Origin of the sequence: Synechococcus sp. H55.9 (genome assembly GCF_047462355.1) — a bacterium.
In the GTDB taxonomy this organism is placed as follows: domain Bacteria; phylum Cyanobacteriota; class Cyanobacteriia; order Thermostichales; family Thermostichaceae; genus Thermostichus.
In genome coordinates this window covers 1-1,213 of record NZ_JANSJB010000192.1, presented here as the reverse complement: position 1 = coordinate 1,213, position 1,213 = coordinate 1, and the positions used below count along the sequence as shown (strand labels likewise).

1 protein-coding gene and 2 pseudogenes are annotated in these 1,213 nt (G+C 58.0%); 2 read left to right on the top strand and 1 reads right to left on the bottom strand.

The features are described from left to right. A pseudogene (locus NW857_RS13055) lies at window positions 1–132 on the top strand (IS630 family transposase); the annotation flags it as partial. A gap of 18 nt (window positions 133–150) precedes the next feature. Then, window positions 151–381, top strand: a pseudogene (locus NW857_RS13050) (zinc ribbon domain-containing protein); the annotation flags it as partial. Between the two features lie 109 nt (window positions 382–490). On the opposite strand, the gene NW857_RS13045 reads toward NW857_RS13050, so the two are convergent. After that, a partial coding sequence (locus NW857_RS13045; RefSeq protein ID WP_414369220.1) for an alpha/beta fold hydrolase occupies window positions 491–1,213 on the bottom strand: 723 nt, incomplete at its 5' end.

Here is a 1,213-nt window from a genome sequence, read left to right as displayed (position 1 = left end):
AAGCATTTTATTCGGCAGTTTTCCAGAGTTGGGAAGTATAGCCTGGAGCAGATAGTGCAGACTTCTTTACTACTGATTAATCCATCCTGCTTCCGAAGTTGGTTTGCTAAGTGTTGCTACTGTACCCCTTGATTCTTTAACAGGCTGTGCAAGGCAGCAAGAGCAGGGGTAAAGGTGGTGGTGCTGCCTGCCTACAGCTCGCAGACTTGTCACCGGTGTTTGTGGATTGGCCAGCGGGAAGGGAAGCGTTTTCGTTGTGTGAACCCGGCCTGTGGCTGGGAAGGGGATGCAGATTTGAACGGTGCCAACGTCATTGCACTTTTGGTGGCTGCCATAAACCAGCCTGGAGGTCCGTGGTTGGCTTGCCAACTGCAGGGCTACTGTTCGCGTCAGCGGCGCGTAGCGCTAAAACCCCACCCGCCTATGCGGTGGGGTAGTTTATCGATAGCAGGGAGGGCACTGCTGAACCTTGGCAGGGCAACTGGCTGGACTAGTCAGCCGCGGGATCCCTGCGAAGGTGGGTGGACAAGTCGGGGAAAGTCTCCAAGCTGGCCGCCCACTCACCAATGAGGGCGTTGACCCAGTGGGGCAGCTCGTCGTGAGCACAGTGGCCTACCCCTGGCAGCTTCACCAACGTAAGAGCCGGCTGCCAGCGCTTGAATTGGTCTGCCAAAAAGCTGGGCACCGCCGGATCTTCTTGGCCCCAGAGGAGCAAAATCGGCATTTTGAGGGTGGGCAGCAGGCGCTTGGGGCTGTCGAAGCGGCGGCAAAGGATGGCCCTCAGGCTATCCAAAAACACGTGGGCTGCCCCCGGCTCAAAGGCAGGCCTCTGGAAGATCTGCACCAACTCCTCGTCCACCTGCTCGTCCCGTTTGTAGACATTTTTGATCCAGGCCCGCAGCACCTCGGTTTGTCGCAGCCAGTTAAACAAATGGGGATAGGTGAGCGGGCAGCCCAAAACAGCCAGGATCCCTTCGCAAAGGGCTTGAACCAGGGCATCCCAAGGAGAGGGCAATTCTTCCGGGTGAGGCCCATCGGCACAACTGATCAAGCACAAACCCTTCACCATCTGGGGATAGCGGGCAGCCGCGATCACCCCCACCAACCCGCCGATGGAGTGGCCCACCAGGATGCTGGGCTGTTGGATGTGGGCATACCAAAACTCGTACACCTGCTCCACCCACAGATCGACGCTGTAGGCGATCTCCGGCTT